This window comes from Sphingomonas sp. BL-S-25 (assembly GCF_055521555.1).
The window spans coordinates 3880270-3907192 of the sequence record NZ_CM145486.1 but is presented as its reverse complement, the minus strand read 5'-3'; the positions used below and the strand labels follow the sequence as shown (position 1 = coordinate 3907192).

Annotated in this window: 20 protein-coding genes, 2 tRNA genes and 1 pseudogene; 10 read left to right on the top strand and 13 right to left on the bottom strand. The window is 65.1% G+C overall.

Annotation, left to right across the window (positions count from 1 at the left end):
• Positions 1 to 60: 60 nt before the first annotated feature.
• Positions 61 to 2301 carry a DNA topoisomerase IV subunit A gene (parC, locus tag ACZ1H8_RS18900; RefSeq protein ID WP_465178770.1) on the bottom strand — a complete coding sequence of 747 codons (2241 nt, stop codon included), beginning with the start codon at positions 2299 to 2301 and terminating at the stop codon, positions 61 to 63.
• An 82-nt stretch (positions 2302 to 2383) separates the two neighbouring features.
• Positions 2384 to 3316 (bottom strand): LysR substrate-binding domain-containing protein, encoded by a 933-nt coding sequence (locus tag ACZ1H8_RS18895; RefSeq protein WP_465178768.1) that lies wholly within the window; start codon positions 3314 to 3316, stop codon positions 2384 to 2386.
• A gap of 154 nt (positions 3317 to 3470) precedes the next feature.
• On the opposite strand from ACZ1H8_RS18895, the gene ACZ1H8_RS18890 reads away from it, so the two are divergent.
• From ACZ1H8_RS18890 to ACZ1H8_RS18865, 6 genes are all read left to right on the top strand, one after another.
• On the top strand, positions 3471 to 3740 hold the full coding sequence (locus ACZ1H8_RS18890) for a UrcA family protein (protein WP_465178766.1): 270 nt from the start codon (positions 3471 to 3473) through the stop codon (positions 3738 to 3740).
• Between the two features lie 371 nt (positions 3741 to 4111).
• A complete protein-coding gene (gene purC, locus ACZ1H8_RS18885) occupies positions 4112 to 4891 on the top strand; it encodes a phosphoribosylaminoimidazolesuccinocarboxamide synthase (protein ID WP_465178764.1) in 780 nt (259 codons plus the stop codon).
• A gap of 6 nt (positions 4892 to 4897) precedes the next feature.
• Positions 4898 to 6730: an acyltransferase family protein gene (locus ACZ1H8_RS18880; protein ID WP_465178763.1), complete on the top strand. Its 1833-nt coding sequence runs from the start codon at positions 4898 to 4900 to the stop codon at positions 6728 to 6730.
• Between the two features lie 72 nt (positions 6731 to 6802).
• Positions 6803 to 7033, top strand: a complete 231-nt coding sequence (purS, locus tag ACZ1H8_RS18875; protein ID WP_346245476.1) for a phosphoribosylformylglycinamidine synthase subunit PurS — start codon at positions 6803 to 6805, stop codon at positions 7031 to 7033.
• Entirely contained in the window at positions 7030 to 7695 is a 666-nt protein-coding gene (gene purQ, locus ACZ1H8_RS18870; RefSeq protein WP_465178762.1) for a phosphoribosylformylglycinamidine synthase subunit PurQ, read from the top strand. The genes purS and purQ overlap by 4 nt, the downstream gene beginning before the upstream one ends.
• A gap of 226 nt (positions 7696 to 7921) precedes the next feature.
• Positions 7922 to 7999: transfer RNA gene (locus ACZ1H8_RS18865), tRNA-Pro, on the top strand.
• A gap of 200 nt (positions 8000 to 8199) precedes the next feature.
• On the opposite strand, the gene ACZ1H8_RS18860 is transcribed toward ACZ1H8_RS18865, so the two are convergent.
• The gene (locus ACZ1H8_RS18860) at positions 8200 to 8616 is read right to left on the bottom strand and encodes a hypothetical protein (RefSeq protein WP_465178761.1); all 417 of its coding nucleotides are present in this window, start codon (positions 8614 to 8616) and stop codon (positions 8200 to 8202) included.
• A complete protein-coding gene (locus ACZ1H8_RS18855) occupies positions 8613 to 9359 on the bottom strand; it encodes a queuosine precursor transporter (RefSeq protein WP_465178759.1) in 747 nt (248 codons plus the stop codon). Before ACZ1H8_RS18855 ends, ACZ1H8_RS18860 begins: the two co-directional genes overlap by 4 nt.
• 61 nt (positions 9360 to 9420) lie before the next feature.
• Here ACZ1H8_RS18855 and ACZ1H8_RS18850 point away from each other — a divergent pair.
• The 3 genes from ACZ1H8_RS18850 (at position 9421) to ACZ1H8_RS18840 (ending at position 11259) form a co-directional block, all read left to right on the top strand.
• Positions 9421 to 9497, top strand: a tRNA-Arg gene (locus tag ACZ1H8_RS18850).
• Positions 9498 to 9719: 222 nt separating this feature from the next.
• Positions 9720 to 10304 carry an alpha/beta hydrolase gene (locus ACZ1H8_RS18845; protein ID WP_465178757.1) on the top strand — a complete coding sequence of 195 codons (585 nt, stop codon included), beginning with the start codon at positions 9720 to 9722 and terminating at the stop codon, positions 10302 to 10304.
• Between the two features lie 520 nt (positions 10305 to 10824).
• Entirely contained in the window at positions 10825 to 11259 is a 435-nt protein-coding gene (locus ACZ1H8_RS18840) for a hypothetical protein (protein WP_465178755.1), read from the top strand.
• A gap of 70 nt (positions 11260 to 11329) precedes the next feature.
• Here the strand turns inward: ACZ1H8_RS18840 and ACZ1H8_RS18835 are convergent, their stop codons facing one another.
• The 6 genes and pseudogenes from ACZ1H8_RS18835 to ACZ1H8_RS18810 form a co-directional block, all read right to left on the bottom strand.
• Positions 11330 to 13396: an ATP-binding protein gene (locus ACZ1H8_RS18835; protein WP_465181422.1), complete on the bottom strand. Its 2067-nt coding sequence runs from the start codon at positions 13394 to 13396 to the stop codon at positions 11330 to 11332.
• Positions 13373 to 15178: pseudogene (locus tag ACZ1H8_RS18830) on the bottom strand (PAS domain-containing protein); the annotation flags it as partial. The gene ACZ1H8_RS18835 and the pseudogene ACZ1H8_RS18830, both read right to left, overlap by 24 nt.
• A 71-nt stretch (positions 15179 to 15249) precedes the next feature.
• Entirely contained in the window at positions 15250 to 16143 is an 894-nt protein-coding gene (locus ACZ1H8_RS18825) for a dienelactone hydrolase family protein (RefSeq protein ID WP_465178753.1), read from the bottom strand.
• A 116-nt stretch (positions 16144 to 16259) separates the two neighbouring features.
• Complete coding sequence (locus ACZ1H8_RS18820; protein ID WP_465178751.1) at positions 16260 to 17579, bottom strand: alginate export family protein; 1320 nt, start codon at positions 17577 to 17579, stop codon at positions 16260 to 16262.
• 23 nt (positions 17580 to 17602) lie between these two features.
• A complete protein-coding gene (chrA, locus tag ACZ1H8_RS18815; RefSeq protein WP_465178749.1) occupies positions 17603 to 19003 on the bottom strand; it encodes a chromate efflux transporter in 1401 nt (466 codons plus the stop codon).
• Positions 19000 to 19824, bottom strand: a complete 825-nt coding sequence (locus ACZ1H8_RS18810) for a chromate resistance protein ChrB domain-containing protein (protein WP_465178747.1) — start codon at positions 19822 to 19824, stop codon at positions 19000 to 19002. The genes chrA and ACZ1H8_RS18810 overlap by 4 nt, the downstream gene beginning before the upstream one ends.
• 252 nt (positions 19825 to 20076) lie before the next feature.
• On the opposite strand from ACZ1H8_RS18810, the gene ACZ1H8_RS18805 reads away from it, so the two are divergent.
• Positions 20077 to 22149: a catalase gene (locus tag ACZ1H8_RS18805; RefSeq protein ID WP_465178746.1), complete on the top strand. Its 2073-nt coding sequence runs from the start codon at positions 20077 to 20079 to the stop codon at positions 22147 to 22149.
• Between the two features lie 37 nt (positions 22150 to 22186).
• Here ACZ1H8_RS18805 and ACZ1H8_RS18800 read toward each other — a convergent pair whose 3' ends face one another.
• From ACZ1H8_RS18800 to ACZ1H8_RS18790, 3 genes are read right to left on the bottom strand one after another with little or no spacing between them, the layout of a single operon-like run.
• Complete coding sequence (locus tag ACZ1H8_RS18800) at positions 22187 to 23110, bottom strand: DMT family transporter (RefSeq protein ID WP_465178745.1); 924 nt, start codon at positions 23108 to 23110, stop codon at positions 22187 to 22189.
• Positions 23111 to 23156: 46 nt separating this feature from the next.
• Positions 23157 to 24428, bottom strand: coding sequence for an aminotransferase class V-fold PLP-dependent enzyme (locus ACZ1H8_RS18795; protein WP_465178744.1), 1272 nt, complete (start codon positions 24426 to 24428; stop codon positions 23157 to 23159).
• On the bottom strand, positions 24428 to 26800 hold the full coding sequence (locus ACZ1H8_RS18790) for a TonB-dependent receptor plug domain-containing protein (RefSeq protein ID WP_465178743.1): 2373 nt from the start codon (positions 26798 to 26800) through the stop codon (positions 24428 to 24430). Before ACZ1H8_RS18790 ends, ACZ1H8_RS18795 begins: the two co-directional genes overlap by 1 nt.
• Between the last annotated feature and the right edge of the window lie 123 nt (positions 26801 to 26923).

The following is a 26923-nucleotide window of genomic DNA, read 5'->3' as shown; positions in this document are numbered from 1 at the left end:
TAACGCCGATTAGTTAAGCGGCGCTAAAGTTCCCCGGCGTAAAGCGCCATTCTTGACCGATCAGAATTTATTGTCCCGCGGGAACCCGGTCGGCGGCATCCGGCCGGCGGCACCGCGCGCAGCGCGCCACGGCGTCAGATCGGTCTCCGTCCGGACGCGGCCCGTCTCGCCACCCATCGCCCAGCTGAGGCCATCCGCCATTCGGAAAGTGCGCACATCCGACAGCCCGCCATCCCGGTAACGCTGCAATTGTACGCCCTGCCCGCGCGCCAGTTCGGCAACCTCCGACAGAGGATAGACCAGCATCTTCCGATTATCGCCGATCACCGCGACGCTATCGTCCTCCTGCGGTATCGGACGGACGATCCGCAACTGCGCGCCGGTGCGCGGCGTGACCACCTGCTTTCCCTTGCGCGTCTCGGCCAGCACATCCTCGGTCTTGACGATAAAGCCGCGGCCGTCGCTGGCCGCGACCAGCAGCCGGCTGGCGGAATTGGCCGGAAGCAGCGCCAGCACCTGTCGGTCGCCGTCGAGGTCGATCATCAGCCGCAGCGGCTCACCGAACCCGCGTCCGCCCGGCAGCTTGTCGGCGCCCAGCGTGTAGAAGCGGCCATTATCGGCCGCGAGCAGAAGCTTGTCCGTCGTCTGCGCATGGAAGGCGAGGAACGGCCCATCGCCTTCCTTGAACTTCAGCGCCTCGCCGCTCAGCTGTTCGACATGCCCCTTCATCGCGCGGATCCAGCCGCGCGCGGACAGGATGACGGTGATCGGCTCGCGTTCGATCATCGCCTCCAGCGGGATGTCGCGCGCCGGCGCGGCCTCGATCACCGAGGTGCGGCGCTTGCCCAGCAGTGTCTCTGGACCATAACGGTCGCGCATCTTGCCAAAATCGCGCTTGAGCCGGGTGCGCTGCCGCGCGTCGGAACCCAGCAATTGCTGAAGCTCGCCCTGCTCCTTCAGCAACGCGTCGCGCTCACGCTTCAGCTCCATCTCCTCGAGCCGGCGCAGGCTCCGCAGCCGCATGTTCAGGATCGCCTCGGCCTGACGGTCGGTCAGTTCGAACTCGGCAATCATCACCGGCTTGGGCTCGTCCTCGGTACGGATGATCTCGATCACCCGGTCGAGATTGAGGAAGGCGATGATATAGCCGCCGACCAGTTCGAGCCGGTCGGCGATCTTGTTCAGCCGATGCTCGGCGCGGCGCCGCAGGACGACGAACTGATGCTCGACCCAGGCGGCGATCGCATCGCGCAGGCTCATCACCCGTGGGGTCCGCGCCTTGTCGAGCACGTTGAGATTGAGCGGGACTCGCGATTCGAGGTCCGACAGCCGGTACAGGCTCTCGATCAGCGTTTCGGCATCGACCGTGCGGCTGCGCGGCTCCAGCACGATGCGGATGTCCTCGGCGGATTCGTCCCGGACGTCGCCCAGGATCGGCAGCTTCTTCTCGTTGATGAGATCGGCGATCCCCTCGATCAGCTTGCCCTTGGCGACGCCGTACGGGATCTCGGACACAACCAGGTGCCAGCCGCCGCCCTTCTCGATCACCTTTTCGATCCGGGCACGCACGCGGAAACTGCCGCGTCCGGTGTCATAGCTCTCGGCAATGGCGGCCGGGCTATCGACGACGATACCGCCGGTCGGGAAGTCGGGCCCCTTCACGAACTCGAGGACGTTCGCCTGCGGGTTGTCGATCAGCGCGGTGGCCGCATCGAGCAGTTCGGCCGCATTGTGCGGCGGAATGCTCGTCGCCATGCCCACGGCGATGCCCTGCGCGCCATTGGCCAGCAGATTGGGGAACGGCCCGGGGAACAGCTCGGGCTCCTCGTCCTCGCCATTATAGGTGGCGCGGAAGTCGACCGAATTCTCGTCCAGCCCCTCCATCAGGTCGATCGCGACCTGCGTCAGCCGGGCCTCGGTATAGCGATAGGCCGCGGCGTTATCGCCGTCGATATTGCCGAAATTCCCCTGCCCGTCGACCAGCGGGTAGCGCAGCGAGAAGGTCTGGGCGAGGCGGACCATCGCGTCATAGACCGATGCGTCGCCATGCGGGTGATATTTGCCGATAACGTCGCCGACGACGCGGGCGCACTTCTTGTACCCTTGGCTCGGGTCCAGCCGCAGCAGCCGCATCGCCCACAGCAGGCGGCGATGAACCGGCTTCAACCCATCGCGAACGTCCGGCAGCGATCGCGCCGTGATCGTCGACATGGCGTAGACGAGATAACGCTCGGAAAGCGCGCTATCGAAGGGGACATCGGACGAGCCGTCGGGTTCGGGAAGATCGGTGTCGAGTGCCATTCTGTTCTCGTCTCTAGCAACCGTTCATGCGGGTGGCGAGGCTGGGCCGAGGATTTTTCACGATGGCGGCCGGCAACGCGCTTCAATCCTCGTTGCGAACCGGCACCAGCGCGCCGAACGGATCGTCGCCCAACGTCGCCTTAACCTCCTCCAGGATCCAGTCGCGAAAGGCCCGCACCTTGGGCAGGTTTCGCTTCGCCTCGGTATGGACCAGCCAGAATCCGTTGCGATAGCTTACGAAATGCGGGAGCGGCTGGACCAGTTGGCCCGATGCGAGCGCCGATTGCCACATCGGCGGGCTCAGGATCGCGACGCCGTGCCCGGCGATCGCCGCGTTGCCGTCCAGGATCTGCGATTCGAACCGGATGCCGGGATGCGCAGTTCCCTCGATTTCGCCCGCCGCGGCGGAGTCGAACCACAGGCTCCACCAATCATCCTCGGGTGACAGAAGCGGCAGGCGAAACAGGTCCTGCGGCGTGCGCACCGGTGGATGCCTGTCGAGCAGCAGCGGGCTGGCGAGCGGCGTCACCGGCATCCGCATCAGGAAGTGCGAGACCAGCCCCGGCCACGGTCCCGGCGCGCCGCGGATCGCGACATCGGCGTCACCCGCGGCCATGTCGACGATCGCATCGCCGACATTCAGCCGCACCGCCAGCCCTGGCCGCGACACCTGGAATCCGCCCAGCCGCCCGGCCAGCCAGTTGGTCGCCAGCGTCTGTGGCGCACTGACGGTCAGCACTGCCTCGCTCTCGGCCCGAACCGATCCGAACGCTTCGCCCATCGCGTCGAAGGCAGCGCTGACCTGCGGCGCGATCCGCCGGCCATGATCGGTCAGCGCGATGCCGCGCCCGCTACGCGCGAACAGCGGGGCGCCGAGACGCTCCTCGAGCAGCTTCATCTGATAGCTGACCGCCGCCTGGGTCATCCCCAGTTCCTCGGCCGCGCGGGTGAAATTGCCGTGACGCGCCGCCGCCTCGAACACGCGGACGGCGGCAAGGGGCGGAAGGCGGCGCATTGCCAAACGATAAGCCTGACTTGCAGATCCTGTCCAACCATTTGTTGGCGCCAGCGTTTCTTCAGGCGCAAATGAGGCGGGTCGCCGAAAGGCATCAACCGGAAGCTGGAGACCCAAGATGCTGACCCTCGCCTCACTCATCCTAATCGCAACCGTGCCTGCGCCACAGTCCTCCGACACCCGGGTCGTGCGGGTGGCCCATCATGACCTCGACCTCTCAACGGCCCGCGGCCGGGACGAACTCGACCGCCGGATGCGCCGCGCCGCCGCGGCCGCCTGCCCGAATCCGGGCTATACCGACGCTGCCACCGCCCGCCGCATTCGCGCCTGCGTCGCCACTGCCCTTCGACAGGCAGCACCGACGCGCGAACGGCTGGTCGCACAGGCCAAGCCGCGCCCGATCGCCATCGCCGGCACGCGATAGTACCCCGCGAGCCGGTGCGTGCGGGCGGTGGGCCTGAAAGCCGCCCGCACATTCACAAGTCCGATTGATCGATACTACGCGCCACGACTGACCGTCCCAGTGGCTGGCACGCAGAGATCAACTCTCCTCATGCCCGACTGGCAGGGCTCGATCAGGCATTCGCGCGCCCACATCACCGAACCTCACGCGCCACGCCCGGGTGCACGCTTCCACATCAGCCGGTGAGCACGTCGGAATCCCCCTGTCCGTCCCCACGATGCTCGATTGCGCCATGGCAGGCGTTTCGGTATAGGCGCAGCCTTTCCACGGCCCCTGCAGCCACGCGGTGACCCGCGCCGCCGGGGCGATGCATTTCAGGGGTATCCGCCGACATGGCACGCCGCCGGCAAATCTACGAAGGCAAGGCCAAGATCCTGTACGAGGGTCCTGAGCCCGGCACGCTGATCCAGTATTTCAAGGACGACGCAACCGCCTTCAACGCCCAGAAAAAGGGCACGATCAATGGCAAGGGCGTGCTGAACAACCGGATCAGCGAGCATATCTTCACGATGCTCGGCACGATCGGCATCCCGACTCACTTCATCCGCCGCCTCAACATGCGCGAGCAGTTGATCCGCCAGGTCGAGATCGTCCCGATCGAGGTCGTGGTGCGCAACGTCGTCGCCGGATCGCTGTCGAAGCGTCTCGGGATCGAGGAAGGCACGCCGCTTCCCCGCACGGTCGTCGAATATTATTACAAGGATGATGCGCTCGGCGACCCGATGGTCACCGACGAGCATATCCTCGCCTTTGGCTGGGCGACGCAGGAAGAACTGCATGACATGGCCGACATGGCGATCCGGGTTAACGACTTCATGTCGGGCCTGTTCGCCGGCATCGGTATCAAACTGGTCGATTTCAAGCTCGAATTCGGTCGCATCTGGGACAATGACTATCCCCGCATCATTCTGGCGGACGAGATCAGCCCGGACGGCTGCCGCCTGTGGGACATCGCCTCGGGCGAGAAGCTGGACAAGGACCGGTTCCGCCGCGACCTGGGCGGCGAAGTCGAGGCCTATCAGGAAGTGGCCCGTCGTCTCGGGCTGTTTCCGGAAGGGGACGACTCGGCCGTGCTCGACCTGGAAAGCCACCGGAAGCGCCGCGGCAAGTAAGCGCCGATGCGCGCCGCAGGGGGCGCCGCGCGCCATCTGACCTATCGGCCCGAGATTGACGGACTGCGAGCGATCGCCGTTGCCGGCGTGATCCTGTATCACGCCGGCTTCGCCTTCATCCCGGGCGGCTTTCTCGGTGTCGACATCTTCTTCGTGATCAGTGGCTATCTGATCTCGGCAAACATCCACAAGGATCTGGAAGCAGGCGATTTTTCGTTTCGCCGCTTTTATCTTCGCCGCATCCGGCGGATCCTCCCCGCGCTTCTGGCGGTCAGCCTGATCTGCGTCCCCTTCGCCTGGTGGCTGATGCTGCCCGACGGGCTGGAGAATTTCGGTCAGTCGCTCGTCGCGACTGCGCTGTTCGCCAACAACATGCTGCTGATCGAGACCAGCGGCTATTTCGAGCCCGCGATCGCGTTCAAGCCGCTGGCACACAGCTGGAGCCTTGGCGTCGAGGAGCAATTCTACCTCGCTGTGCCGCTCCTGCTCTGGGCAGGCTGGCGGATCGGCCGCACGCGCGGCATCACGGCTGCGACCGCCCTGGCAACAGCGCTGAGCTTCCTGCTGTGCCTCGTTCTGGCGCGGACCGAGCCGGTTCAGAATTTCTTCCTCCTGCCGACCCGCGCCTGGGAATTGGGCGTCGGTGCGCTGGCCGCATTTGCCACGTCCGCGCTTCGGGCCAGGGTGCCGGAGCGGCTCCATGCGCTGCCCGCCACGCTGGGCGTCTTCGCAGCCTGCGCGCCGCTGTTCCTCTTCACCGAGGCGATGGGGCTCCCCGCCGCACCCACTCTGATCCCCGTGCTGGGCACGGCGGCGGTCCTGATCTTTGCCCATGGCGGCAATAACCTTGGCCGCACGCTTGGCGCGCGCCCCCTGGCGGCCCTCGGCCTGATCAGCTTCAGCCTTTATCTGATCCACTATCCGGTGTTCGCCTTCGCGCGGATCGCCAGCCTGGAACCACCCTCGCCGGCACTACTCGGCGCGCTGATCGTCCCGATCGCCTTGCTATCCTGGGCCTGCTGGGCGTGGGTCGAACAGCCTTTCCGGAACGCGGCGAAGATATCCACTCGATCGACACTGATGGCGACCGGCATCGCAACGCTCGCCGCCATCGCGATCGGGCTGCTCTTCCACGCGACATCGGGCTTCTACCGCAACTGGCCCGAACTCAGCCGCGACGATCCCGGCGCGCTGGGCCACGCCAACATCGCCTATAATCTCGAGCCCGAACGCTATCTTGGTGCCACCCTGCCCGAGCATCGCGGCGCCAGGGCTCGCGTGCTGATCCTGGGCGACAGCTTCGCGCGCGACGTCGTCAATATGGGCCTGGCCGCGGGCGTGTTCGATCCTGCAGCGATCCGCCTGACCCGCGTCCGTGCCTGCCACAACCGGGTGGGGCGCCAACTTCGCACGATCCTGGCCCGGGCTGATCTCATCATCCTGACCCGCCGCTATGAGCCGGGCGACGCTCCCTGCATCGCGGCGCTGGCAAAGCTGCTCCAGGCGAACAGCAGCGCGCCGGTCGTGGTCGTCGGCCCCAAATCGTTCGGCTGGAACAACGATGCCGTCATGCGGCTCGCCCCGACGATCCGCTACGCCTATCGCGCGCTGCCCGACCCGGAGGTGCGGGCAATCGATTCGGCGCTGAGGCGCAGCCTGCCGCCCGGCCATTATGTCAGCATCCTGGGCCTGATCGGCGATGCGCAGGGCCGGGTGCCGGTGTTCACGCCCGACCGCAAGTTCATCAGCCAGGACCGCCTGCACCTGACCCGCGCCGGCGCCGCCTGGCTCGGTCCGCAGCTTTTTGCCCAGCCCGAGCTCGCCGGCGCGCTGCGCTGACTCGCCGCTGAATCGAGCGGTATCGCTATTTCCGATTGCGGCGACTCGATCCGATCGCCATAGGCGCGGGGCATGAAGCTTCGCATCATCGTAACGCTCAAGAATGGCGTGCTCGACCCCCAGGGCAAGGCCATCCAGCACGCACTCTCCGGTCTCGGCTTCGACGGCGTCGACGATGTCCGCGCCGGCAAGATCTTCGAACTGGATCTCGCCGACGGCACCAGCGACGAGGCAGTGGACGATATGTGCCGCAAGCTGCTCGCGAACACCGTGATCGAGAATTACCGGGTCGAAAAGCTGTGAAGACCGCGGTCATCGTCTTCCCCGGATCGAATTGCGACCGGGATATCGCGGTGGCCCTGGAAGATGTGACGGGCACGAAGCCCGCCATGGTCTGGCACGGCGACAGCGACCTTCCCGACAATCTTGGCCTGATCGCCCTGCCCGGCGGCTTCTCCTATGGCGACTATCTGCGCTGCGGCGCGATCGCCGCACGGTCGCCGATCGTGAAGGCGGTGGTGGCGGCGGCGGAGCGCGGGACGCCGGTCATCGGGATCTGCAACGGCTTCCAGATCCTGACCGAGACCGGCCTGCTGCCCGGCGCGCTGATGCGTAATTCGGGGCTCGACTTCGTCTGCCGCGACGTCGCACTGACCGTCGACAACAGCCAGTCGATCTTCACCAGCGGCTATCAGGCCGGCGAAGAGATCCGTCTTCCGGTGGCGCATCACGACGGCAATTATTTCGCCGATGCCGAGACGCTCGACCGGATCGAGGGCGAAGGCCGCGTCGCCTTCCGCTACGCCGAAAACGTCAACGGATCGGCCAGGCAGATCGCCGGCGTCATCAACGCGCAGGGCAATGTCCTGGGCATGATGCCGCACCCCGAACGCCGGATCGAGGCAGCGCATGGCGGCGACGATGGCCGTCGCCTGTTCGAGGGACTGCTCGAAGCCGTCGCCTGATCGCGGCCGCTCGGGCGGCGCCCACCGAATTTCACTGCAAGATTGGACGTGTCGTCAGGCTTAGCCGGCTGCATCGTTGCGCCGATGATCTGCGATTTACCAAATAGGCTTGCATATCGTTTTCGACTCGGGCATTGATCGACCATCATGACCGACGTGATTCTCCGTTCGCGACCGCGACCCGCCACCCACCGACATTGACGGGCGGCACAGCTACGCCTGTCTTCAGGGTGTAGCTCAAGAGAGTCAGAGCGCCCGCCTTGGGAGCGGGAGGTTGCAGGTTCGAGTCCTGCCATCCTGACCAGATCCTCGAAAATCCAGCCTTTACGCTGCCTTCAGGTGTGGCCGAACGCAATGCAGTGCGCGGCCGGTTTGTGGTTCCGGTGCAAGCGGGTGCAAATCCCGCCGGTCACCCCTGAGGGCAGCGGGCCCGAGCTAGGGAAATATGCGAAGGTCCGGCGACGCAGATCGCTGCGCTGACCGAACCGTGACAGCGAAGATTTGCTAACCGATCTGGTTAGCAGGCCCGTCGTCGTGCGGCTTGTCGTCGGGCTTCTCACCGAATATCGGAGAAACTCGGGCCAACGCCAGGATCGCCAGTGGCCAGAACATCGTGTTCCACAAGTCATGCCAGCTGAGCGGCAGGCTGACCTCAAGCGGCACGCTCGTCATCAGCCCGTCACGAACGTCCCAGAGTTCCCCGGCAAACGCGATCGCGAAGACCAAAGCCGCTGGCTTCCAGCTGCGCAGCGACCAGCGGAACAGCCAGGCGCTCCCGAACAGCAGGACAAGCGCGATATAGACGTGCAGCGCATCCTTCTCGAGGCCGACATGGTCGACCACCCATGTCTTGCTTTCCTGGAGGAGGGTCGTGCCCGGCTTGATGACGGCGGGTGGGTAGACGATCGTTCGGTTGCTCACACACGCGTCCGGAAGGGAGTGAAATCGGTCCCGTCGTCATAGACGTCGACGCCCTCGCGGCGCTTCAGCCAGTTGACGACCAGATAGGTCACGGGGGTCAGCAGCACTTCCCAGCTGACCTTGAGCACCCACTGCGTCACCAGCACCTTGAGCACCAGCGCATTCGTCCACCCGACTGCGCCAAGAAAGGCGAGCGGGTAGAAAATCAGGCTGTCCACCCCCTGCCCCACCACCGTCGACCCGATCGTCCGCGACCAGAGATGCCTGCCGCCAGTCCAGATCTTCATCCGCGCCATGACATAGGAATTGACGAACTCCCCGGCCCAGAAGGCGCAGACCGACGCGAGCACGATCCGCGGCACCTGTCCGAAGATCGTCTCGTACGCCGCCTGATTGGTCCAGTCGGGTGCAGGCGGCAGGGCAACGACAACCCAGGACATGAACGCCATGAACAGCACCGCAGCCGTGCCGGCCCAGATCACCCGGCGCGCACGGGCATAGCCATAGACCTCGGTCAGCACGTCGCCGATCACATAGGACAGCGGGAAGAACAGGATGCCCGCCCCGAACGGCCAGTAGACGTCCCAGAGCGGCAGCCAGATCTGCGCCACCTTCCCTGCGCCGATCACGTTCGACAGCAGCAGGATGGCGACGAATGCGGCCATCACGAAATCATAATAGCGGAAGTGACCGCCGGCGATCTCGCGCGCGCTGGCCCGCGCAGGCCCCTCCTCAATGCTCATGAGAAAGCTGTATGATCCCGGTTCACCCGCGACGCAATCCGCGCTAGGCGGGTCGCAACGCGCGCCCGTAGCTCAGTTGGATAGAGCACGAGCCTTCTAAGCTTGGGGCCGCTGGTTCGAATCCAGCCGGGCGCGCCATTTTTCGTCGATTAGCGGGCAAACTGCGCCGGTTGCGCAAAAGCGATGCGTCCCGATATACCCGGCGACCTCCCTGTCGGAATCCCGACGGAAGCCCGCAAGTAAATGCGAACCTTTTTCTTGGTCACGAGTTTTACTTGAGCTCGATAATCAACAGATTCCAGGGACACCTCTCGACGCAGATCGAAAATCTTTCAGTCGGACAGTCAGAAGGATGGCAGCATGGGCAGACGCTTCGGATCAGCTACCGCCGACGTCAACAAGCCGATCTTCATCGGGGGCGGCGGGGAAGGATATTTGGTCTTCGGGCGAGATCTCACCGAGGAAGTTGAACCCTATATCAAGTTACGCAAGGGAGGTGGAAACTTCTATACGCATTGGGATGACAGCAAGGTCGCGGGCGCTGTCCGCGCCACCCACGCCGCAGGCAGGCCAGTGATCTTGATCGGCCATAGTTGGGGCGGTTCCGACGCTATTGCAGCGGCTCGACGGGCAAGGGGCGAGAACATCATCGTTGATTTGCTGATAACGATCGATCCGGTGGGCCAGCCAAATTACCTGATCTGGAGTGCGGGAACGTATAAGGGCATCGCACGTCACTGGGTTACCGTGATCGCAGACAAGCCAGGCATACAAGCCGGCGATCCCGTCGCCCATGCCTGGGGCAAGACGCCGATGGCGATACAACATTTTGCAAACCGTATCATCCGTGACACGAACGCCGCCCACGCAGATTTTCAAATAATGATGACAACTGCGGGAGCCGAAGCGCTCATTGCGAATGTTTATCGGGCGGCACCGAGATGAAGCGGGTAGGCCTTATGATATGTGCCGGTCTGCTCACCGCTTCATGCGACAGGTCGGACTATGTCATCGATGTGAAGCGCACGCACATCGAAAGCGTCGAACGCCTCGGCGGAAGCGGATACTTTGTCGTCGACAAGGTATCGGCCGACACCATGGCCAAATATGGGGATGTTTATGTGCTAGGGCGGATGTGTCCGGACGATTCCTGCAAGACGATTACGGTGGGATCCCTTTCCAAATACGATCCAATACCGGTTGAGGACGGCGTCAGATTAAATTTGGAATTATGGCCTATTTTTGAATCCGATGAGGATCACCCCCCTTTCTGGCTAGGGAAGATCGCCTGTTTTAGGGTAGAAGCAGTGCAGGGGTTCATGGGCAGGACAGGAAGGTCGAATTGGCACTGCTCCACACCATCAAGCAAGGGCTAGATGGATCCGAGCCTCATCCTTGACGCACTCCATCCCGTGGCCTGATCGCGATGCGGCACGGCGGACGCGTCTTGTCGGGCGATGCAGCGATGACACGTTCAAACCTGTTGATATTGGCCAGCCTGCTGACCGCTTCATGCGACCGGTCGGACTATGTCATCGATCTGAAGCGCACGCATATAGAAAGCGTCGATCGTCTCGGTGGAAGCGGATATCTTGTCGTCGACAAGGTATCGGCCGACACCATGGCCAAATATGGCGATGTCTATGTGCAAGGACGGATGTGTCCGGACGATTCCTGCAAGACGATCACGGTAGGAGGCCTTTCCCAATATGATCAAATACCCGTTGAAGACGGAGCCAGATTTAATTTGGAGTTATGGCCCATTTTTGAATCCGATGCAGATCACCCCCCTTTCTGGCTAGGGAAGGTGGCCTGCTTTAGAGTAGAAGCAGTGCAGGGATTCATGGGCAGGACAGGCAGGTCGAGTTGGAACTGCTCGGTAACATCAAGCAAGCGCTAGACGAATTCGAACCCTACCCCAGACAGCCCGACCGAATCACCTGCCCTGACGGCGTTGCATCACGGCGGAGCTACTGTTGCGCCGCTCCTCCCGATCCTTCAGCTTGCCTCGCGATACTCGCGGCGAGATCGGCCTGTCGGAACGGCTTGACCAGCCTCGGCAGGTCGGGCGCGATCCCTTCGGCCTCGGCATAGCCTGATACGATCAGGATACGCGTATCCGGCAATCGCCGGATCACCTCGCGCGCCAGGTCCGTGCCGTTCTTGCCGGGCATCAGGTGGTCGGTGACCAGCAGATCGGGTCTCAGGCCGCCGTCGAGCAGGTGCAGCGCGTGTTCGCCCGATCTCGCTTCGACCACGTCGAAGCCCAGGTCGATCAGCATGTCGGCGGTGCTGGCGCGCACCACATCCTCGTCGTCGACGACCAGCGCGACCCCCGCCCCTAAACGCGGCACCGTTTCCTCGGCATGGTCGGCCGCTGCGACATTTTCCTCCGTCGTCGGCAGCCACAACTGGACATCGGTACCCAGGCCCGGGCGACTCTCGATCGTCAGCGCCCCGCCAAGCTGAGCCGCGAGACCATGGACCATCGAGAGCCCCAGCCCGGTGCCCTTCCCGATGCCCTTGGTCGAGTAGAAGGGCTCGACCGCACGCCGCATGGTCTCGGCGTCCATGCCGACCCCGGTGTCGGCGACCGACAGCCTAACGTAGCGGCCCGGCTCAAGCCCGGCGGCATTGCCATGACCGATCTCGACTGCGCTCGCCGAGATGCTCAGCCGCCCGCCATCGGGCATCGCGTCGCGCGCGTTAACGCTCAGGTTGAGGATGGCCATTTCCAGCTGGTTCTGGTCGGCGAGCGCCGCGGGGAGATCGTCGGCAATCCCGACCACCACGCGGGTTTGCGGACCGGAGGTGCTGGCGACCAGATCGGCCATGCCCCGGACAAGTGCGCCGACATCGATCGCCCGGGCTTGCAGCGGCTGGCGGCGAGCGAAGGCGAGCAGGCGCTGGACCAGCGTCTTGGCGCGTTCGGCCGACTGCAGCGCGCCGCCGATCAGCCGCTGTTCGCGCTCGCCGCCCACGCCCTTGCGCTGGAGCATGTCGAGGCTGCCGATGATGGGGGTCAGCAGGTTGTTGAAGTCGTGCGCGACGCCGCCGGTCAGGCTGCCCATCGCCTCCATCTTCTGGCTCTGACGCAACGCTTCCTGCGCAGCTGCCAGTTCCTGCTCGGCGCGCAATCGATCCGATATGTCGTTGGCGAGATGGAACGCGCCGATGATGCGGTTGTCCGCATCGCGGAGCGGCGTGTAGCTGATCTCCCAGCAGGGCTGGCCATATTCGGGACGGCCAAATTCCTCGACGACGGTGAATTGCTCGCCCGACAGCGCTCGGCTCATCAAGGCACGCATCGTCACAGCTTGTTCGGGGATGAACAGGTCGGGAAACACGTCGCCGATCCTCGTGTCGAAACCGTTGACCCGCCTGAACTCGTCATTGTGCGCCTTGTTGAAGGCGATCAGCCGATAGTCGGTATCGAACGCGCAGATCGGCGAGGTCGTCGCCTCGATGATGTCACGGCTGAGGCGCAGTTCCGCGGTGCGCTCGGCCACCTGGCTCTCGAGGCTCTCGTTCAGTTCGCGCAGCGTCTCTTCCCAGCGTTTGCGCGCGGTGATGTCGTTGAACAGGATCGCCACCAGGTTATCGCCCGGCGCGCCGGTGGGAAAGGCATGGACGTCGAACCACCGCCCCATCGGCTCGGCATGATTCTCGAACCGGATCGCTTCCCCGGTCGCGGCGACCCGGCCATAGGTTTCGAACCAATGTTCCTCGAGCCCGGGTACTGCCTCGCGCACCCATTTCCCGACCAGCCCACCCATGCCGGTCTGGCGTTCGAATGCCGGGTTCATCTCGATCAGATTGTAATCGATCGCGCGCCCACTCTCGTCGAACTTCATCTGGGCAATGGTGAAGCCGACATCGACCGCTTCGAACAAGGTGCGATATCGCGCCTCGCTCTCGCGCAGGCGTGCCTCGGCCCCGATCCGCTGGACATGGGCCCAGCACCGCTCGACCACGGCCTCGACCAACTTGACCTCATCCTCGCGCCAATCGCGCGGACGATCCTGATGCACCGCCATCATGGCGACAAGGCGATCGTCCTTGACCAGCGGACAGCAGATGATCGCGTCGATTCCGATCGACTGGAACATCTCGCCTCCGTCGGCAGGAGCAAGCTCGGCACCGACATCGCGGACCAGCAAGGTGCGGCCGCCGCGCATATCGGCAACCGCGCGCGAGCCGAACAGGTCGAGGCTGTAGATTCCGGCCGAGCTCGCAATTCCCGGCGCGGTAAAATCGTCGCGAATGATGAACCGGTCGCTGTCGGCATCGACATCGGCATAGGCACAGCGTGAGGCGCCGAGTTGGAGTGCCAGCAATCTGGCCGCCGCCATCATCGCGGCCGGGGCGTCGTCTGCGGCCTGCAGCGCCTCGTCGAGCTCACGAAGGAACCGCAGCCGTGCCTCGCTCTCATGCAGCGCCTGGGTGGCAAGCTTGCGCTTGGTGACGTCGATCGCGGTCCCGACGACGCGCAGGCATGTCCCGTCCTCGGCAAAGATTCCGCGGCCCTTTGCCGCGACCCAGCGGATCAGACCGTCTTCCTTGCCGACAGTGCGATATTCGACATCATAAAGCGCACGCGCATCCGGGTCACAGGCGGCAGCGTACGCCGTCCCGGTCGCGTCGCGATCGTCAGGGTGCAGCCCGAAGTAGAAATCCTGCATCGATACCGGCACCTCGGCCGAGATGCCGAACATCCGTTTGACGATCGGCGGCCAGATCAGGACGTCGTTCACGACATCGACATCCCAGAAGCCGATCTCGGCCGCCTGAGTGGCCAGTCGCAGACGCTCCTCGCTGATCGTCAACGCCGCGCGGCTCTCCTGCCGCTCGGTGACATCCAGCATTGCGCCGATCATTCGCGTCGCGCGGCCGTCGTGATCGCGAATGACATGGCCGCGATCGAAGATGCTGGCGAAGCTGCCGTCCGCACGCCGGAACCGGTACTCGTCGCTCCAGCTCGTGGCGGCGCCCTCGATTGCGGCATGGATGCTGCGATCGATCCGGTCGCGGTCCTCCGGATGGATTTGCGCAATCCACCAGTCCCCGGTCGGATCGACTGCGGTCAGAGCATGGCCGAAGCTGATCTCCAGTGCCTCGTTCCAGACGACATGATTGGTCGCGAGATCCCAGTCCCACACCGCGTCATTGGTCGCGCGCGCGACCAGTCGATAACGTTCCTCGATTTCGTCCAGCGCCCGCTCCGCCGCCGCGCGCCGGCGTACGGTCTCTGCGAGATGCTCTTCGCGCTCCGCCTGTTCGGCAAGCTCGCGGCGTAATTCGAGCTGGGTCATCACCTGGCGTGCAAGAACCTCGAGCACAAGGCGCTGGTGCGGGGAGATGCCTTCGGGCCTGGGCGCGCGGTCGAGCACGCACAGCGTGCCGATCGGCAGGCCGGCGGCGCTGCGCAGCAACGCCCCGGCGTAGAAGCGCAGGCTACCCTCCGCGGTCACCAACCTGTTCTCGGCCAGCCGGGGATCCTTGCGTGCGTCGGGAACCACCATGAAGTTGTTCTGCAGGATCGCGTGCGCGCAAATCGACACGTCGAGCGGCAGCTCGCGCTCGCCGATGCCGAGTTCGGCCTTGAACCATTGCCGTTCGCTCGCAAGCAGATTGATGACCGCTATGGGCGCATCGAAGGTTTCCGCGGCAAGGCGTACGATATCGTCGAACTCGGGTTCTCGCGGTGTATCGAGCACCTGATAGCTGTCCAACGCCGCGACCCGCTCAGCCTCGGTCCAGGACGGCGTGCCAGTTCCCGCAAGTGTGGTCGATTTCTCGCTTCTGCCATCCGGGTTCATGCGTCACAGCTAGCAGCGATCGTTCGCCGCAACACCTGCTATCTGGCGCGACATCGGTAAGCGGGCCAATTTCACGGCATGTCGGGAATCGATCCGAGGAAACGCTCGACAATCGGTCCCCATTTCAGCGAGCCGTCGCGACCGAAAAACAGGTGGTGGCCGTCCTCGCCGAACGCGCCCACCGCCTCGAATTGCGCCTTGCCGCCAGCCTGATTGAACGCCGTTGCCATGGATGAGGCGAGTTCCGGGCTGAAATAGCTGTCATTCCTCGCCGCGATCCACAGCACCGGCGAGGTTGCCGTTCGGCCATAGCGCGAGGCGGCATCGATCAGCCGCTCCGGGTGGCAGTTGCTGTCAGGCTTGTCATGATAATGACCCCCGCGACCGCCTGCCATGTCGATGAAGGCCGCGACATGCGGATGCCCGATGCTGTCATAAGCCAGGGTTCCCCAGCCGCCCGCCGACTGGCCCACGACGATGACGCCGTCCGGATCGAGTTGCGGCAATCTGGCAAGCGTCTCGACCATCACGTCGAGCTGGCGCGCGGTTTCCATCCCCGCCCTGTAGAAGTCAGCCTTGTCGCATCCGTCATAGCCCTCGGTCCAAGGCCCTCCCGTTGCGCCGTAGCCGAGCCTGAGCAGCAGCGCGACGGCGCGGCGGCGATGCAGGAACCACTGAACCGCTTCGCTATGGCAACCGGCGAGGAGCATCGTCGGCCGGTCCGCGGCGCTGGGCGGAGAGCCATGGGCGATCACCACCAGCCGCGGCTTGCTGACACCTTCGGGCAGGCACATATGGCCCTGCATGGCGAAGTGATGGCCCGCCCCGTCGTCGATCGGGATCTTCAGGGCAAAATTGCGTGCCTCGACCGGATTGGCCATCCCGGGCGCAGCGTTCATCACAGAGATGATGCAGACGGTCAGGACAGGCCGCAGCGCGGCCCGAAACTCCTTGAACGCATTCACGACAAATCAGCCCCGTAAGAAGAGGTGTGATGCGTTCGCCCCATGATACCGGTCTGCGAAACATCTGTCATGGCCGATTATGCCGGGACCCTCGCACCCGGACCGACCGATCGCGGTCAAAACGCCGCGGTGGCGTTCAGCGACACGTAACGCGTCCACCGTCCCGGCGGCGCGTTCGGCGCCTCGCGAAGGAACCTGCCCTTGGCAAGCAGCACCGTGTCGACCTCCAGCCGCAGTCCTTTAGCGAGGCGGTGTCGCAGGCGGGCGTCGATCTGCGTCCCGGCATAGCTGCCTGAACGGCCGCTCGGATCGCGCACGCCTGTGGTCGAGAAGCTGTCTTCCCGCGCCGCCAGCCAGAGGGGTCGCAGGGTCATCAGCACGTCGGTACGCGCACCGGGCGTCGCCTCGACGCGCAGCCCGGGGCTGATGACGTTCGTTCGGCCGAACGCCGCGTAGATGCCGGAGGGAGCCAGTTCGGCGCGGCGCATGCCGAACAGCGTATCGAACCGTCCATAGGTCCCGCCGGGGCCGTCGCCGCTGGCATGATCATATTCGATCGCCACGCGCGGCTTCCACCCGGCCCCCAGGGTGATCCCGGCATCGGCATGGAGAAACCAGGCGCGAACCTGCTGACGCGGCGCGGCCGCAGAAAGGCTCGTCGAGACGTGCCCGGTCTGGAACGCGCCTTCCAACTCGACATCGACGCGGCCCGGCGCCGGGTCGGTCATCAGTCGCAGCGCAACCGTGTCGAGCGCGCGATCACGCGTCGGACGTCCCGGCCGGTCGTGCTCACCAAAATGAAAAAAGGAAAGCTCGGCGGTGACCGGTCCGATCGCGCGAGATTTGCTTGCCACCCCGCCCCACAGGACGAGATCGAAACCCTCACGGTCGATCGCCACCGCGTTGCGCAGAACCCGCGCCGGATCGTCGGGCCTGCGTTGCTGCGGCAGCGTGTAGATCAGCGTCGCGCGCCACCCGCCGCGCCAGCCGAGATCGGTGCGAACGCCGGTATAACCATTGGTCGTGTTGCGATAATCGTCCGCCGCCACCAGCCTCCGCGAGCCGAGGTTCAGCGTGAACCGGCCCAGCTGGAGCAATCCAGTGCTGCCAGCGCCGAACAATCCGTTGCCGCGAACTTCTGCGAACGCCTGGACGAACTCGACTGCGTTCACTTCATTGGCGGTGATCGGGGAGCCCGCATTGCCGCCATAGACCCGGCTGTCCCACAGTTCCGCAGCAAGGCGGACCGGCCCGTCGCGATACTCGCCGAGCAGCGTGGTGCGCAGGTTCACCAGCCGGTCCGACTCGTTGAAACCCGTCCGTGCCTGGCCGTCGATCGCCTCGATCCGGAACCGCGTCGTGCCCGAGATCGAAAAGCCTTCGGGTGGAGCCGTCTCCTGCGCCTGCGCGGATAGGGCGAGGCCACACGCGACCATGGCTGTGCTCCACCGGAGACGCATCAGGCAATCCAGCCGACCAGATGAAGAATCACACCGGCCCCGGACACGGCAAGCAAGGTGGTGATCACCCCTGCGCGCAGGACGAAGATCGCGATCACTGCCAGCACCGTCAGCGCCAACGCCCATGGGTCCAACGTCGCGATCAGCGGCGCGTCGAAGCGGATCGGCCCCAGTAGGACAGGCGCGGTGGCACGGAACAGCGTATGCAGCGCGAACCACACCGCCAGGCTGAGCACCACGCCGACCACCGAGGCGGTGATCGCCGACAGCGCACCCGATACCGCCGCGTTGCCGCGCAACCGCTCGATGTAGGGCGCGCCCAGGAAGATCCAAAGGAAGCAGGGCGTGAACGTTACCCATGTCGCCAGCAGCCCGCCCAGCGTCGCCGCCAGCAATGGATCGAGCCCTGTCTCGCCGCGAAAGGCGCCCAGGAAGCCGACAAACTGCAACACCATGATCAGCGGCCCCGGTGTCGTCTCCGCCATCCCCAGACCATCGAGCATCTCGCGCGGCTGAAGCCAGCCATAGTGCTCCACCGCCTGCTGCGCGACATAGGCAAGCACGGCATAGGCGCCGCCAAACGTGACCGTCGCCATGATCGAGAAGAAGGTGGCGATCCGGCTGAAGACATTGTCAGGACCGAGCAGCACCAGCAGCGCAAACACCGGCACCAGCCACAGCGCCAGCCAGATGACCGTGGTGCGCAGCGTCTCACGCCAGCTCGGCCTTGCATGGTCCGGCAATTCTTCACCCAGCAGCGTATCGGCATCCGCGACCTGCGGCCCGCTGCTGGCCCGATGCCCGCCACCGCCGCCGAACGCCGCCCAGCCCGCGCGCGTCGACCACCATCCGACAAGGCCCGCGCCAAACACGATCACCGGAAACGGCACGCCCAGACAGAAGATCAGCACGAACGCCGCGGCAGCGAGCAACCGCGCACCAATGCTCTTCAGCGCTCGGCTGCCGATCCGGATCACTGCCTGGACGACGACCGCCAGCACCGCCGCCTTCAGCCCGAAGAACAGCGCCGAGACGATCCCCACCCGGCCATAGAGGACATAGATCCAGCTGAGCGCCATGATCGCAGCCGCCCCCGGCAGCACGAACAGCACGCCCGCGACGATTCCGCCCCAGGTCCGGTGCATCAGCCAGCCGATATAGGTCGCGAGTTGCTGCGCCTCCGGCCCCGGCAGCAGCATGCAATAGTTGAGCGCGTGCAGGAACCGCTGCTCGCCGATCCATCGCTGCTCCTCGACCAGGATGCGATGCATCACCGCGATCTGGCCGGCAGGCCCGCCGAACGAAAGCAGCGCGATCCGCAGCCAGACCGGAAAGGCCTGGCCGAGCGTGATCGGCGCGGGGCGGAACGGCGCAGATGCGCCTGCGGGGGTGGCGGTCATGCCCGCGGCTCGCGCGGCTGGTGCGAACTCCAGTCATGCGTTTCGCCGCGCGCATCGCGACACCATCGGTACAGCGCATCATAGACGGGCATGCCCGCCTCCAGCTGTTCCAGATCATCCGCATGATTGCGAGACAGGCCGAGCGATACCGCGAGCAGCCCCGCCGCCTCGGGCGCCAGGTCCGGCCTGCCCGTATCCGCGCCCCGTACGATCGCGGCCAGATGGCCCAGTGCCGGAAAGGCACCCAGACCCAGTTCATCGACCATCAGGTCGAACGTGCATCGATCGCCGCGATGGCTCCAAAATACCGCCTCATGCGCAATATCGAACGGCGTAGCCTCCAATTCCCGGGCCGCGTTCAGCACGTCCGCCGGCGGTACGAACAGGAAGCGCGCTTCCGGATCGATGAAGCGCCGGATGAGCCATGGACAGGCGATGCGGTCGACCTTCGGTCGGGCACGCGTCACCCACAAGGTGCGCCCCTGCCCGTCGCGTCGCGGTAATCTGGCCGCCGGGATCAGCGGCAGGTCGGCCGCGCACCACGCAGCATGGCCGCCGTCCAGCGCCTCGGCCGCCACGCCCTCGCTGCGCAGCCATGCGGCGACGCCCGACGCAGCGCCCCTGCCATCCTCATCGACGATCACCGAAGCCAACCCGGCCAGCGTCGCGGCCCAGCGATCGACTTCGCGCCCCGACCTGGCGATCGATCCGGGAATGAGAGATTGGCGTGGCGTCTCGGCCAGATCGATGATGACGGGTGCGGTGGGCAAGCCGATCAGGCGGACAAGCTTGTCGGGTGCGATGGTATTCAACAGGGGCATGGGCGTCCTTCCGCAAATTCAGGACGCGATGCTTCGGCTGTCGCCTCGTGGGGAGACCGCCGTCCCCATCAGGCGATTTAAGCATCCGGCTTGGCAAATTGTCAACGCGCTGCGGCTGTTCCCCGACGCCGACTTCATGTTAGACATCTCTATCCCGACGATCCGGATAAATGTTTGCATCATCAGGGAAATAGCACCCCTATCATACGTTACCCCGATAGCGCCGGCCTGCGGCCATCGAGGGAAATCATCATGACCGATCCGATTACACGCACCACCGGCAATGGTGGCGAAACCCACCAGCACGCGCAAGACGAGGCGGTGCTGACGACCAATCATGGCATGCCGATCTCGGACAATCAGAACAGCCTGAAGTCCGGCGAGCGCGGCCCGACGCTGCTCGAGGATTTCATCCTCCGCGAGAAGATCTTCCATTTCGACCATGAGCGCATCCCGGAGCGGATCGTCCATGCCCGCGGATCGGGCGCGCACGGCGTGTTCGAGGCGACCGACGACATCAGCGACCTGACCCGCGCCGCGGTGTTCACCAAGGGCGAAAAGACCGAAGTCTTCGTGCGCTTCTCGACAGTCGCCGGCGGTGCCGGATCGGTCGACACGCCGCGCGACGTGCGCGGCTTTGCGGTCAAATTCTACACCCGCGAAGGCAATTGGGACCTGGTCGGCAACAACATCCCGGTCTTCTTCATCCAGGACGCGATCAAGTTTCCCGACCTGGTCCATGCGGTGAAGATGGAGGCCGATCGCGGCTATCCCCAGGCCGGCAGCGCGCACGACACCTTCTGGGACTGGGCGTCGCTGATGCCCGAGACGACCCACATGCTGATGTGGGCGATGTCGGACCGGACGCTGCCGCGCAGCTTTCGCACGATGGAGGGGTTCGGCGTCCACACGTTCAAGCTGGTCAATGCGGAGGGCAAGGCGAGCTTCGTCAAGTTCCATTGGAAGCCGAAGCTTGGGCTGCAATCGACGATCTGGGACGAGGCGCTGAAGCTTCAGGCGGCGGACAATGACTATCAGCGCCGCGACCTGTTCGAGGCGATCGACACCGGCGCCTTTCCGGAGTGGGAACTGGGCATTCAGGTGTTCGACCAGGCCTTCGCCGATGCCCAGCCCTACGATGTGCTCGATGCGACGAAGCTGATCCCGGAAGAGGATGTGCCGGTGCGGATCATCGGCCGGATGACGCTGAACCGCAACGTCGACAATTTCTTTGCCGAGACCGAGCAGGTCGCGTTCCTTCCGACCAACATCGTGCCGGGCATCGACTTCTCGAACGACCCGCTGCTCCAGGGGCGGCTGTTCAGCTATATGGACACGCAGAAGTCGCGGCTGGGCACGACCAACTTCCACCAGATCCCGGTCAACGCGCCGCGCTGCCCGTTCGGCAATTTCCAGCGCGACGGACTGATGCAGACGCAGGTGCCCAAGGGTCGCGCCAATTACGAGCCGAACAGCCTGGCCGCGCACGGCGAGGAAGGCGGCTCGCGCGAAAGCCCAACGCGCGGCTTCGCCACCGCCAATGCCGCCACCGGTCCCGACGAGACGGGCGACAAGCTGCGCATCCGCGCGGAGCGATTCGCCGATCACTATAGCCAGGCGCGCCTCTTCTACCGCTCTCAGACCGAGAGCGAGCAGGCGCATATCGCTTCGTCCTTCGTATTCGAGCTGTCCAAGGTCGGGCTGCTCGACCAGGTGCCGCCTCGGATGGTGGCGAACTTGCGCAATGTCGACGAGGACCTGGCCAAGCGGGTTGCGGATGGCCTGGGCATCGACCTTCCGCCGAAAGCCGAGCCTGCGCGCGAACCGGTCGACATGAAGCCATCCGAAGCGCTGTCGATCCATCGCAACATGAAGGAAACGCTGGAGGGGCGTGCGGTCGGCATCCTGATCGCCGACGGCACCGACGCGGCGGCGCTTGATGCGGTCATCGCCGCAGTCGATGGCGCCAAGGGCAAGCCCGTGATCGTCGCGCCGAAGGTCGGCGGTGCGAAACTGTCGGACGGTAGCACGCGCAAGGCCGATGGCCAACTGGCGGGCACCCCGTCGCAACTGTTCGACGCGGTGGCGGTGGTCCTGTCGGAGGACGGCTGCAAGGCGCTGCTGAACGAGGGCGCGGCGGTTCAGTTCGTGATGGACGCATTCGGTCATCTCAAGGCGATCGGTGCAAGCGATGCCGCCCAGCCGCTGCTCGACAAGGCAGGCGTCGAGACGGATGACGGCGTCACCGGTCTCGACGACGGGTTCGTCAAGGCCGCGGCCCGGCGCTTCTACGACCGCGAGTCCAAGGTGCGGACGCTCGCCTGATCCGGCGCGGGCGCCCGGTCCATCGCGGCCGGGCGCCTCAGGCCCGTCTTGGCGCCCGCGTCACCAGCCAGATGCCGACGCACACCAGCAGCAGCGCCGCCAGGTAGCTCCAGCTCAGCAGCGATTCGCCCAGGAAGATCGCCGACAGCGCCACCCCGAACACAGGGATCAGGAAGTTGAACGCGGCGATGAGTCCTACCGGGTGATGCTTGAGCAACAGGCTCCACACGGCGAAGGCGATCGACGACAGCAGCGCCATGTAGAGTAGCAGCGCGCCCGATGCGATGTTCAAGCCGTCGAGATGGCCGCTGCCCGCCACGCCGCCCACGGTCAGAATAAGCCCGCCGATCAGCAGCTGCCAGCCGGTCATCACCATCACGTCCATGCCGCGCGATAGATGCTTGCCATAGATCGAGGCCGCCGCCAGCACGAAGGCCGCGATGGTGACGAACCCCTCGCCCAGCAGCGCGAAGTCGAAGCTGAAACTGCCATGGCGCAGATTGACCACGACGACACCGGTAAAGCCGATCAGGCAGCCCAGCGCCTTGCGCGTGCTCAACCGGTCGTCCGAATAGATGAAGTGCGCCAGTACCACGCTGAAGAACACGCCGGTCGCGTTGAGGATCGACGACTTCACCCCGCTGGCATGCGCCAGCCCGATATAGAAGAAGACATATTGCGCCGCGGTCTGGGTCAGGCCCAGCAGCGCGACCTGTCCGAAACTGCGATCGCCCATGTCGAAGATGGGCCGGCGCAGCGCAGCGGCGACCAGCAGGAGGATCGCACCCGCCAGCGCGAACCGCACGCCTGCGAACAGCATCTGGCTCGCCACATCCGACGCGCCGATATGGAGCATCGCATAGCCGCGCTTGATCGCCGGATAGGCGCTGCCCCACAGCGCGCAGCATAAGGTGGCCAGCGCGAACACGCCCATACGGGTCTGATAGAAGGGTCGGGTCACGGGGCTCGCTTGGAAGGGGTTGGTTCCGCGCGGCGCCAACCGTGCGCTACGCGTCGAACGTCCGCGCCACCTCCGCAATCGCGGCGGCAACGGCGTCCATCTGCGCCATATCGTTGAACAATGCAGGTGTCACCCGCACGCACGCGCCCTGCGCCACGCCGGTCCGGTGGACAGTGAAGATCGCATGCCGCTCCAGCAGCCGCGCCGCCAGCCGGGCATTGTGCGCCACACTGGTCACGCCCGCCAGCCGGAACGAGGTGATCGCCCCGTGCAGTTCGGGATCGTCGGGCGTCAGCACCTGAACCCGCTCGATCCCCCTCACCTGCGACACCCAGCGATCGCGCAGCGCGCGAAGCCGCGCTTCACGTCGCGCCGCGCCGATCCGCGCATGAAAGGCGACCGCCTCGGGCGCGGTCAGGATCGCGGCGAAATCGCTCGTTCCGGTATGCACCCGCGCCGCGATTCCCATGGCGCCGTCATTCGCCGGATCGGGATCGATCCGGTCTAGCGCAGCCTTGCGGATATGGATGGCGCCAACGCCCAGCGGCGCGCCCAGCCATTTGTGGCAGTTCACCGCGACGAAATCGCAGTCGAGCGACGCGATATCGCCATCGACCTGATACCAGCTGTGCGCGGCATCGACGATCGCATCGATCCCCTTGGCCCGCGCCAGTGCGGCGATCTCCCGCACCGGGATCGCCAGCCCGGTGCGATGACTGACCCGCGTGAGCAGCACCATGCGGATCGCGGGATGCGCCGCGAACGCCTCGGCATAGGCGTCGATCAGCCCCTGCTTGGTTGCCGGCTCGGGCAGCGCGATCCGCACCACCCGCACGCCCCGCCGCGGGCCCAGGCTTTCCATGCACGCCTGCATGCTGTCATAATCGAGATCGGCATAGAGCACCGCATCGCCGGGCTTCAGCCGGTTATAGCCCAGGATCAGCGCCTTCAGCGCCTCGGTGGCGTTGCGGGTGAAGGCCATCTCCTCGACCGGCACCCCCATCGCACCGGCGACGCTGGCCCGCGCCGCCATCCAGTCGGGTGCCATCGTCCGCCGGGTGTAGAAGCTGGTATCGCGATTTACCCGCCGTACCTGTTCTTCATAAGCCTGCAGCACCGGCCGCGGCATCATCCCCCAATTGCCGTTCTCGACCTGAATGACCTTGTCGGTGACGTCATATTCCCTGGCGATCCCGCGCCAGAACGCCTCGTCTTCGCCATCGAGCGAAGCGGCGGCCGCACCACCCGCGTGCGAGACAAGCGGCACGGCGATGCCCGCACCGAGCAGCCCCCGCCGACAAATGCGGCCGCCCGCCATCAGAAGGTCACCCCAAGGCGGACATAATATTGGCCGCCGTCGGTGTCGTAAGGAGCGTTGCGCGAATAGATCAGCCCGCGCACCGCCTGGTTCGTCGCCTCGTCGGGATAGCTGTCGAACACATTCTCGGCGCCTGCGCGCAGCGAGAAATGCTCGTCGAACCGATAGCCCACCGAGATGTCGAACAGCGCCATGCTCCCGAACCGCTGGAACAGCTCGCCGGTCGCATTTCCCGACACATCGGTCCAGGGGCCGTAGAAGCGCCCCCTCGCCAGCACGTCGAAACCGGCAATCTCATAGCCCAGCGTGGCGGTCGCGTTGGTCGTGGGCAGGCGCTCTTCGAATACGCGACGCTGGGTGTCGTTCGGCACCGCAGCGGTCGCCCCGCTCAGCACCTTCGTCCTATTATAGTTGAGCGCCAGATTCGCATTCACCCGGCCCCCGAACAGCGCGCGCGCATAGCCCAGCACCACGTCGATCCCGCGCGTGCGGGTATCGAAGTCGTTGGTGAAATAGCTGACAGAGGTGAACCCTTCCGGATTGGGGAAGCTCGTCGGCACCGCAAAGGTGCGCGACTGGCTGAACCGGTCGGTAAGCGTGATCTGATAGGCATCGACGCTGCCGGTCAGGCCAAAGCCGGTGCGGAAGGTCAGGCCGGCAGTGATCGTCTTGGACTTTTCCGGGGTCAGCGGTTTGGCACCCAAGGCGATCGCCAGCGGGTCGCTGGGCGACAGCCGCCCCTGGGTAAAGATCGTCAACGTATTCGTATCGAGCCCCTGGGTCGTCGCCCGCGTGTTCAACTGCGCCGGGGTCGGCGCGCGGAAGCCGGTCGAATAGGTTGCGCGAATACCCAGCCCGTCGACCGGATCGATGCGCCCGGCAAGCTTGTAGTTGAACGTGTCGCCGAAGGACGAATAATCCTCGTAACGCCCGGCGGCGCCCAGCGTCACCATCTCGACCGGCTTCCACTCCATGTCGACATAGCTGGCGTAGCTGGTCTGGCTCCAGGTCCCGACCCGGTCGGGCCCGAAGCCGGGAAAGCCGTTCGATCCCGAAGCCAGGCCGGTGGCCGCTCCCGGGCCGATCAGGTAGGACGCCACGTCGCCCGCCATGACCTGATAGGTCTCCCGGCGACGTTCGGCACCGAAGGCGATGTTGATCGGCTCGCCCGACCCGACCGGCAGGCGATAGACGAAGTCGGCGTTGAGGTTGAACTCGCGCTGCTCCAGCGCGCCGATATAGAAGTTCGTCGGGCTCAGCGGGCCCATCGATGCGTTCAGGCTTTCCTGCATGCCATAATCGATGGTGCTGCGGCCGTACGAAGCGCTCAGATCATAGGTGAACGCATCGCTCAACGACCCGCGAACGCCGCCATTGGTCTGGATATCGTCATAGTCGGTCGAGAAGCGCGGGGTGAACCCGGCCGGATAGAGAGTGCGGAACGAGAAGCCCGGAAAGACCGTGCTGGCATTATAGACGCTGCCGGTGCCGACCGGATTGCGCCAGTTGAAGTCGGTGACGCCCTCACCCGACTGTGCGGTCGCAAAGCCATAAAGCTCGAACGCGTCGGAGAATTCATATTTCGCATCGACCGCGCCGCGAAGGCGGGTCTCGTCGGGCTGGCCCCAGCGCTGGACCGGATTGGGAACCGCCAGGCCGGGATTCGCTGCCTGGAAGGCGATCGCATCGGGCCGCTGGCGGGTGCGCGAGGTGGCCTCAGACTTGTCATACTGGCCGGTGAAGACGATGCTGCCGCGATCACCCAGCGCAATGCCGCCGCGCATGCCGCCGCGATACTCGTTGCCGTCGCCCTGATAATATTGCGAGAACTGGGCGAAGCTGTTCATGCCCGGCTGGTCCTCCAGGATGATGTTGATCACCCCGGCGATCGCATCCGATCCATATTGCGCGGCTGCACCATCGCGCAGCACCTCGATCCGCTTGATCGCCAACGACGGGATGCTGGCGATATCCACCGACTGCGCGCCGCGCGTCCCGAGCAGCGCGGAGCGGTGGTAGCGCTTGCCATTCACCAGCACGAGCGTCTGGTCCGACGACAGGCCGCGCAGCGTTGCGGGACGGACGAACGCCTGACCGTCCGCCGCCGGCAGCCGCTGGACGTTGAACGAGGGCAGCAACTGCGCAAGCGTATCGTTCAGGTCGCCCGACACGCTCGATCGAACGAGTTCCGCCGGCAGCGCGTCGACCGGCGCCAGCGTGTCGAACTGCGTCCGCGATCGGTCGCGGGTGCCGGTGACCACGATGATATCCTGTTCGCCATCGACATGCGGATCGTTATCGACCGGCTGTGCCATGGCGGACACGCATGCGAATTGCAGCGCGATAAGGCTCGCGCCTACGAGAGTTTTCATTGCTTCCCCTGATGTGCTGTTGGCCGCGCAGAGCGTCGGCCCGGCAGCAGCTAGCGGGGAAGCGTTACAGTCCGCGGGCCGGATCGTGACAGTTCGAAGCGCCGCCATGCAGATCCGGTGACA

Coding starts and splice junctions, on each gene's coding strand:
- ACZ1H8_RS18855 (WP_465178759.1), bottom strand. CDS start 9,359: ATGAGCATTGAGGAGGGGCCTGCGCGGGCCAGCGCGCGCGAGATCGCC.
- ACZ1H8_RS18790 (WP_465178743.1), bottom strand. CDS start 26,800: ATGAAAACTCTCGTAGGCGCGAGCCTTATCGCGCTGCAATTCGCATGC.
- ACZ1H8_RS18880 (WP_465178763.1), top strand. CDS start 4,898: ATGCGCGCCGCAGGGGGCGCCGCGCGCCATCTGACCTATCGGCCCGAG.
- ACZ1H8_RS18840 (WP_465178755.1), top strand. CDS start 10,825: ATGACACGTTCAAACCTGTTGATATTGGCCAGCCTGCTGACCGCTTCA.
- ACZ1H8_RS18895 (WP_465178768.1), bottom strand. CDS start 3,316: ATGCGCCGCCTTCCGCCCCTTGCCGCCGTCCGCGTGTTCGAGGCGGCG.
- ACZ1H8_RS18795 (WP_465178744.1), bottom strand. CDS start 24,428: ATGGCGGGCGGCCGCATTTGTCGGCGGGGGCTGCTCGGTGCGGGCATC.
- ACZ1H8_RS18810 (WP_465178747.1), bottom strand. CDS start 19,824: ATGCCCCTGTTGAATACCATCGCACCCGACAAGCTTGTCCGCCTGATC.
- ACZ1H8_RS18805 (WP_465178746.1), top strand. CDS start 20,077: ATGACCGATCCGATTACACGCACCACCGGCAATGGTGGCGAAACCCAC.
- ACZ1H8_RS18820 (WP_465178751.1), bottom strand. CDS start 17,579: ATGGTCGCGTGTGGCCTCGCCCTATCCGCGCAGGCGCAGGAGACGGCT.
- parC (WP_465178770.1), bottom strand. CDS start 2,301: ATGGCACTCGACACCGATCTTCCCGAACCCGACGGCTCGTCCGATGTC.
- ACZ1H8_RS18845 (WP_465178757.1), top strand. CDS start 9,720: ATGGGCAGACGCTTCGGATCAGCTACCGCCGACGTCAACAAGCCGATC.
- purC (WP_465178764.1), top strand. CDS start 4,112: ATGGCACGCCGCCGGCAAATCTACGAAGGCAAGGCCAAGATCCTGTAC.
- ACZ1H8_RS18835 (WP_465181422.1), bottom strand. CDS start 13,396: ATGGCGGTGCATCAGGATCGTCCGCGCGATTGGCGCGAGGATGAGGTC.
- chrA (WP_465178749.1), bottom strand. CDS start 19,003: ATGACCGCCACCCCCGCAGGCGCATCTGCGCCGTTCCGCCCCGCGCCG.
- purS (WP_346245476.1), top strand. CDS start 6,803: ATGAAGCTTCGCATCATCGTAACGCTCAAGAATGGCGTGCTCGACCCC.